Source organism: Campylobacter troglodytis (genome assembly GCF_006864425.1).
GTDB lineage: Bacteria > Campylobacterota > Campylobacteria > Campylobacterales > Campylobacteraceae > Campylobacter_D > Campylobacter_D troglodytis.
Map to the genome: position 1 here is coordinate 38,342 of NZ_QHLI01000019.1, position 7,531 is coordinate 45,872.

A 7,531-nucleotide genomic window follows, 5' to 3' on the forward strand; every position below is an offset into this window, starting at 1 on the left:
TTATACATAATTTTGGCTTAAAAGCTAAGTGAAGTTCGCCTTAAGTCCTTGAATGCCTTTCATTCAAACACTCTATCCCATCTTTAACGCTAAAAACATTATCTAGCAAGGCTTTACCTACTATGACACCACTGCAAGGTCATTTTAAAGCCTTTAAATCACTTAGTGAGCTTAGATACTCAATTTTCAACCAAACGCCCTTTACCACGCGTCCGTCTTTTACATCCAAACAGGCTATTATTCTTTTTGTAAGCATTTAAGTCCTTTGGTTTTTGAATTTTTACGAGCCAAAATATAACTCCCTAAATCTAGGCGGAGTGCAAGAGCCATTTGAAGAGGTTTTGTTCTATGTTAAAAACGCTTTGTCCTTCCATTTGTTGCCTCGTAATCCAATGAATGTCATTATCCGCAATGCGCGAAAAACGCCACTTGTCCGTTGAAAATATCAAAATGAATGACAAGGGTTTGAATTTGCGAGCTCTCATACACGGCTTTTGCCTCACGCACTTTGTGTTCTTTTATATCATTTATGCCTTGAAATCCGCTTTGCACTTCTATACGCCACTTTTTGCCCAAATTGTCAATCTCCAAATCGGCTTTTGGTGTGCGTTTAAATGTATCAAGCGATGAAAAATCATCCTCGCCTATACTTTGTATCGTTTCTTGCGAAACGGCAAAAATATCAGCTATCGCCCCCTTAAAATACTCCAAAATCAAATACCCACGCACCCAACTAAAATACACCTCTTCTTTTCGTCTGCCTTGATTATTAAGTTTATTTAGAATTTGATTGTTTTTAAGCAGGTCATAGGCGTTAAAAAGTTTATCTTGCAAAAACTCTTCTATATCGCAGGGCTAATAATACACGCCATTTAGCCTACGAAAAATTTCACAAAGCCTAACATTTAGCAAATCAATATAAGTAAAATCTATATTTGCCACAAGATCTTTTGCACTTAAAAATTCTCTAAATTTCGCTTGTGAGCCAAAGCCCAAAGCGTTACGGTAATCTTTAAAATCATTTACACTAAACATTTTCAAATCCTTGTAGTGCCCTAAAATACTCTTGCACAGCCCTTGCCAAGGCTATACTAAGAAGTGGTGGCACGGCATTGCCTATCTGCAATCTTTTTGCACTCTCACTTCCCACAAAGATAAAATCATCAGGAAAGCTTTGTAATCTCGCCCCTTCCCTAATGCTTAAAGCCCTAGAATCTCGTGGATGAATGCACCGAGAGCTACTTGGTGTAGCAAAATTTCGAGTGATTGTGGGTGCAGATTGCTGCCACCACATTTTCGCATAGGTGTTTGTGTAGCCTGATTTTGGGCGAATGTGTGCGGGCAAGTCATCTTTGCATTGTCCATCTTTGAGAGTTTGCATTATTTTGATTAAATTTGGATTGTTTTTGGGGCTACTATGTTCGCTTAACTTTGTATCCTTTCTAACAAAGTGCAAAAATTCATTGTTTGGCTCACACAAAAAGCCCTTATCATTGCCATTTTCTCCACTTTTTATATGGGGTAAATCACATAAGGCATTTTCAAGCGTGATAAATTTTGCTAAATCGTTTGCATTATTAGAATGCGTGGGCTTTGGAAAGATAAAATCTTTTTTACAAAATTCGCGTAAAATCCCTACAACAAAAACCCTCTCACGCATTTGTGGCACACCAAAATGCACGGCATTTAAAATTTGATGAAAAATTTTGTAGCCCAAATTCTCAAATTCCTTGCAAATTTGCTTAAAAAGCTCCCTTTTTTGCATAGAAATTAGCCCTACGACATTTTCAAATACAAAGATTTGTGGTTTTAAAATGCCTAGAATTCTTAGATATTCCTCAAACAAATGAGCCCTTTTGTCCATTTTTCTTTTGCCAAGAGTAGAATAGCTTTGACAAGGCGGACCCCCTAACAGAATATCTATTTTTTCGTAACTTAAAAGCGTTTTTTCGTCAAGATCTTTTATGTCGCAGTGCAAAATTTGGGCGTTTTTGTGATTTTGCTTGTAGCTTGAAAGAGCGTCTTTGTCAAGATCGTTTGCAAAAATAAGCTTAAAAAAATCATTGTGATAAAAGCCGTAGCTAAGCCCACCAGCCCCACAAAAAATATCAGCAACGCTAAGTAGATTGTTTGTAGGGGTATTGTTTGCGTTTCGCATTTTTATCCTTTATTGAAACTTAAATTTAGCATAATTTCGTGTTTTTCATTTCAAACACTCAATCCCCTCTTTCACGCTAAAAACCTTATCTAGCAAGGCTTTGCCTACGATGACACCGCTGCAAAGCCCTTTTAAAGCCTTTAAGTCATTTAGTGAGCTTACTCCGCCTGAGGCTTGAATTTTAATGTGCGGGAAAATCTCGCTTACAAGTCTATAAAGCCTCACATTTGCCCCGCTCATAGTGCCGTCCCTTGAAATATCCGTGCATAGTATGTTTTCTAGCCCGTGTTCAGCGTAAAATTCAAGCACTTCGGGTAGTTTTTTATCACTTTCTTCTTGCCAAGCATTTATGGCTATGATGAATTCTTTATCCTTTGGCACGACATCAAGGGCAAGGCAGATTTGATGGGCTGGAAATTCACGCAAAATTTCAACGCAAAGTGTGGGATTGTGAATAGCCAAAGAGCCTATGACAACGCGGCTAGCACCTGCATCAAGCAAGGCTTTTATCTCACTTTTGCTGCGTATGCCCCCACCCACTTGAATTTTAGCACTTACGCTCTCACACAGAGCTTTAATGAGCCTAATTTGCCTTTTGGCTGGTTCTTTTGCCCCGCTTAAATCCACTATATGAAGCCATTTTGCTCCGTCTTTGGCATACTCTTTTAGCTTTTTAATAGGCTCAAATTCATAGCTTTGAACCCTTTTGTAATCGCCCTTAAAAAGCCTGACAACCTTGCCGTCTATTAAGTCTAGTGCTGGTATTAAAATACTCATTTTTTATCCTTTCAATGTAGGCTAAAATACTAACACAAAAGGTGTAAAAAGTCAAAGTTAGCTAAAAGTATCAATCGCCAAAAGTATTATTAAGGGCTGAATTTAACTATCCTATACTTGCTTTTGGTTTTATCATTTTTGAATTTACTGTGTAATTTTTAAAAGGATTTTTTGTGCTATGATTACTATCTTAGAGGCTACAAAAATGAGCTTTTTTGCAAAAATATGGCTAAATTTAAAATAAACTTAAGCTTTACAAGGTTAAAATTATCAATTAGATATTTTAAGATCTTTAAATGCCTTGTCATTTTGTAACCAAAAATAGATCTTTTATCTTAGAAATCTTTTTTGAACTTGTAAATGATAAAATTATAATAACGTCTTTAAAGAGTAATTTTATGTTTTAAGGAGAAGAATTTTTATAAATGAAAGCAGAACTTATAGCCTACAAGTGTGATGATCAGATCATAGACACACAAAGTGCGACCTCAACAACACTCAATCCCATTTATTTTGACAATTCACCTGACTGTTTAGCCGTTCTTCGTCATAGCTGTGCTCATCTTATGGCACAAGCGATTAAAGCTCTTTATCCAGAAGTAAAATTCTTTGTTGGACCTGTGATAGAGGATGGCTTTTATTATGATTTTCGCGTAAATGCCTCTCTTAGCGAGGAAGATCTGCCTAAGATCGAAGAAAAGATGAAAGAATTTGCAGCCCAAAAGCTAGACATTACTCGTTATAACATAGAAAAAGATGAGGCTGTGCTTAAATTCAAAGACGATGATTTAAAGCAAGAGGTGCTTTTGCGAATTCCACAGGGCAAGGTTGGAATTTACAAGCAAGGCGAATTTGAGGACTTGTGTCGCGGCCCTCATATACCAAATACCGGCTTTTTGCGTTTTTTTAAATTAACCCGCATTGCAGGAGCTTATCTTGGAGGCGATGAAAAGCGTGAAATGCTTACTCGCATTTACGGCACGGCATTTGCAGACAAAGAAAGTTTGAAAGAGCATTTACGAATTTTAGAGGAGGCTAAAAAGCGAGACCACCGCAAACTTGGAACTGAGCTAAAACTCTTTCATTTTGACGAGCAAATCGGAGGAGGCTTGCCTTTGTGGCTAAATGCAGGGGCTAGAATGCGCTCAAAATTAGAGCATATTTTGTATAAAATTCACCGCCTACGCGGTTACGAGCCTGTTAGAGGACCTGAGCTTTTAAAAGCTGATGTGTGGAAGCTTAGCGGGCATTATACAAACTACAAGGAAAATATGTATTTTACACGCATTGATGAGGTAGAGTATGGCATAAAGCCTATGAACTGCGTGGGACACATTAAAATCTATCAAAGCGAAGTGCGAAGTTACCGCGATTTGCCTATCAAATACTTTGAATACGGAGTGGTGCATCGCCACGAAAAAAGTGGGGTTTTGCACGGACTTTTTAGGGTGCGTGAATTTACCCAAGATGATGCGCATATCTTTTGCACCCAAACACAAATCAAACCGCTCGTGCTTGAAATTTTAGACTTTGTAGGCTCTTTAATGCGTGCCTTTGGCTTTGAGTATGAAATGGAAATCTCCACAAAGCCTGAAAAAGCCATAGGAAGTGATGAGATTTGGGAAAATGCCACAAAAGCCCTAAAAGAAGCCCTTGATGAGCAGGGGCTAAAATACGGCATAGACGAGGGTGGGGGTGCTTTTTATGGACCCAAGATTGACATTAAAATCACAGATGCCCTTCGCAGAAAATGGCAGTGTGGGACGATTCAGGTGGATTTTAATCTGCCTGAGCGCTTTGAGCTTGAATACACCACGAGCGAAAATACCAAGGCGCGTCCTGTTATGCTTCATAGGGCAATTTTAGGTAGCTTTGAACGCTTTGTTGGCATTTTGACAGAACACTGTGCTGGGGAGTTTCCATTTTTCATCGCCCCAACGCAGGTTGGCATAGTGCCGATAGCCGAAGCACATTTAAACTACGCAAAAGAAATTCACAAGGAGCTTTTAAATTTAGGAGTAGATAGCGAAATTTATGATAAAAATGAGAGTTTGAGTAAGAAAATTAGAAACGCCGAAAAGCAAAAACTGCCTATGATAGTGGTTTTAGGCGATGAGGAAGTGGCAAAAAAAACCGTTGCTTTGCGAGATCGTAGAGCCAAAGAGCAAAAAAACCTTTCTTTGAAAGAGTTTTTGGAATTTATAAGGGAGAAGTTGAATGAGGTGCATTTTTGAGTAAAGAAAAAGAAGTGCTGCTCAACGAAGAGATAAGAGCGAGTGAGCTTCGCTGTGTAGGGGAAAACGGCGAGGCTTTTGGAATTCTCAGTCGCACGGAGGCTTTAAAGCTGGCAAGCTCAAAGGGGCTTGATTTGGTTTTAATCGCTCCTGATGCAAAACCCCCTGTCGCAAAGGTGATGGACTTTGGCAAGTTTCGCTATCAGCAAGAAAAAAAGCAAAAAGAGGCGAAGAAAAAGCAAAAGGTCATCGACATCAAAGAGATTAAGCTTTCAGTAAAAATAGCTCAAAATGACATAAACTACAAGGTTCGCCACGCCCTAGAGTTTTTAGAACAGGGCAAATTTGTGAAATTTCGTGTCTTTTTAAAGGGGCGAGAGATGCAAAATCCTAAGGCTGGGGCTGATTTGCTTGAAAAGATTTGGCAAAGCATTGAGGATAAGGCTTCAAGGGAAAAAGAGCCAAATTTTGAGGGAAGATATGTGAATATGATGGTGGTGCCTAAGAAGAGTTAAAGATGGCAAAGGTAGAGAAAATTACTATAAAAGGCTATAAATCCATTAAATCTTTGGAAGATTTTGAGCTTAAAAACTTAAATATACTCATTGGGGCTAATGGAGTTGGTAAAAGTAATTTTATCTCTGCCTTTACATTGCTAAATAAAATGTGTAACAAAGAACTGCAAAGCTACACTCAAAGTAAATCTCCCGACAACTTTTTACATTTTGGCAGAAAGCACACGGAGAGAATTTTTTTTGAATTTAAGTTTGCTTCAAATAAATATAATGTGGAATTTATTCCAACGCAAGAAAACAAACTTTTGATTAAAGATGAAAAAGGTTATTTTTTTGGACTTATGAAAAATATCACTGTTAATCTTGGGCAAAATTTAGAAGAAAGTCATCTCAGTGAGATTGAAAAATATTCTTCTTCCAAAGCTGTGGCAGACTATATCAAAAATTCAATTCAACAATGGAAAGTCTATCACTTCCACGACACAAGCGATACTTCCAAAATGAAAGGCAAACCAGCTAGCAATGACAATCTCATCTTTAAGCAAGATGCGGCGAATTTAGCTTCATATCTTAAAATGATAAAAGACAAGCACATTGCCCATTACGAGCAAATCGTAGCCACTATACAAATGGTTGCACCATTTTTTGGAGGCTTTGTATTGCGAGATGATGAGTTTATCCAGCTTGAGTGGTTTGATAAAACCGACTCTGACACACCTTTTAAGGCTCATTATCTTTCAGATGGCACACTTCGTTTTATAGCCCTTGCGACCTTGCTTTTACAGCCCTTTGAGCTTATGCCAGATACGCTTATAATTGATGAGCCTGAACTTGGGCTTCACCCCTTTGCACTTTGCATTTTAAGCGAACTCATCAAAAGGGCTAGTGTAGAAAAACAGGTTATCATCTCATCTCAATCAGTAGAACTTATAAATTATTTTGAACCCCAAGACATTATAGTCGTAGATAGAGAGGATAATCAATCCACATTTAAAAGATTAAACGCAGAGGATTTGCGAGACTGGCTTGAGGATTATTCTTTGGGCGAAATTTGGAAAAGTAATCTAATAGGCGGTCGCCCAAAATGAGCAAAAGAATTCACATAGTATGCGAGGGACAGAGTGAAGAGAATTTTATAAAATGGGTTTTAGCCCCACATTTTGTGAATTTAAAGCTTTATCTTACACCCATTATCATACCTACCTCCAAAGGACATAGGGGTGGAGGGTTAGATTATAATAGGGTGAAATCTTTTATCGAAAGAAAACTTAAGCAAGATAAAACAGCCTTTGTAAGCACATTTTTTGATTATTATGCTCTGCCTAGCGATTTTCCACAATATAATAACCAACAAGGCGATATTTATCAAAAAATAGATAGTTTAGAAAAGGCATTTTGCGATGATATAAATGGCAATTCGCACCCAAAAAGATTTTTCCCACATATACAACCACACGAATTTGAAGCCTTGCTTTTTAGCGACATTAACAAAATCATAGAAGCAGACACACTTTGGCAAGGCAAGGATACTTATCTTGCAAAACTTCAAAACATAACAAATGAATTTCCTAACCCCGAACTCATCAACAATTCCACACAAACAAGCCCATCACATAGGCTAGAAGCCATATTTCCAACATATCAAAAGGTCTTTCACAGCAAAATCATCGCTCAAAGCATAAGCATTACGCATATAAGAAGCGAATGCAAGCATTTTGATGAATGGTGTAAGAAAATTTCATCATTGTAAGGGCAAAATTAAAGGACAAATATGAGCTTAAATCACAACAATAAACATCACCTAAAACAATGAAAAACGAAAACCCCACCTTCTTAAAAGAGCAAAT

Annotated in this window: 7 protein-coding genes and 3 pseudogenes; 4 read left to right on the forward strand and 6 right to left on the reverse strand. The window is 37.8% G+C overall.

Annotation, left to right across the window (positions count from 1 at the left end):
• Window positions 1-40: 40 nt before the first annotated feature.
• From DMC01_RS14950 to hisA, 6 genes and pseudogenes are all read right to left on the reverse strand, one after another.
• Window positions 41-169, reverse strand: a pseudogene (locus DMC01_RS14950) (hypothetical protein); the annotation flags it as partial.
• 15 nt (window positions 170-184) lie between these two features.
• A pseudogene (locus DMC01_RS16520) lies at window positions 185-256 on the reverse strand (hypothetical protein); the annotation flags it as partial.
• Between the two features lie 52 nt (window positions 257-308).
• Window positions 309-846: pseudogene (locus tag DMC01_RS05520) on the reverse strand (restriction endonuclease).
• A gap of 9 nt (window positions 847-855) precedes the next feature.
• Entirely contained in the window at window positions 856-1,035 is a 180-nt protein-coding gene (locus DMC01_RS05525; RefSeq protein WP_142693279.1) for a hypothetical protein, read from the reverse strand.
• A complete protein-coding gene (locus DMC01_RS05530) occupies window positions 1,028-2,158 on the reverse strand; it encodes a DNA cytosine methyltransferase (RefSeq protein ID WP_142693280.1) in 1,131 nt (376 codons plus the stop codon). The genes DMC01_RS05525 and DMC01_RS05530 overlap by 8 nt, the downstream gene beginning before the upstream one ends.
• A 45-nt stretch (window positions 2,159-2,203) precedes the next feature.
• On the reverse strand, window positions 2,204-2,935 hold the full coding sequence (hisA, locus tag DMC01_RS05535; protein ID WP_142693281.1) for a 1-(5-phosphoribosyl)-5-[(5-phosphoribosylamino)methylideneamino]imidazole-4-carboxamide isomerase: 732 nt from the start codon (window positions 2,933-2,935) through the stop codon (window positions 2,204-2,206).
• Between the two features lie 425 nt (window positions 2,936-3,360).
• Here hisA and thrS point away from each other — a divergent pair, with 425 nt between their 5' ends.
• From thrS to DMC01_RS05555, 4 genes are read left to right on the forward strand one after another with little or no spacing between them, the layout of a single operon-like run.
• The gene (gene thrS, locus DMC01_RS05540) at window positions 3,361-5,169 is read left to right on the forward strand and encodes a threonine--tRNA ligase (RefSeq protein ID WP_142693282.1); all 1,809 of its coding nucleotides are present in this window, start codon (window positions 3,361-3,363) and stop codon (window positions 5,167-5,169) included.
• On the forward strand, window positions 5,166-5,684 hold the full coding sequence (gene infC / locus DMC01_RS05545; protein WP_142693283.1) for a translation initiation factor IF-3: 519 nt from the start codon (window positions 5,166-5,168) through the stop codon (window positions 5,682-5,684). The genes thrS and infC overlap by 4 nt, the downstream gene beginning before the upstream one ends.
• A gap of 2 nt (window positions 5,685-5,686) precedes the next feature.
• Window positions 5,687-6,772, forward strand: coding sequence for an AAA family ATPase (locus tag DMC01_RS05550; RefSeq protein ID WP_142693284.1), 1,086 nt, complete (start codon window positions 5,687-5,689; stop codon window positions 6,770-6,772).
• Window positions 6,769-7,434 (forward strand): DUF4276 family protein, encoded by a 666-nt coding sequence (locus DMC01_RS05555; RefSeq protein WP_142693285.1) that lies wholly within the window; start codon window positions 6,769-6,771, stop codon window positions 7,432-7,434. The genes DMC01_RS05550 and DMC01_RS05555 overlap by 4 nt, the downstream gene beginning before the upstream one ends.
• Window positions 7,435-7,531 lie beyond the last annotated feature (97 nt).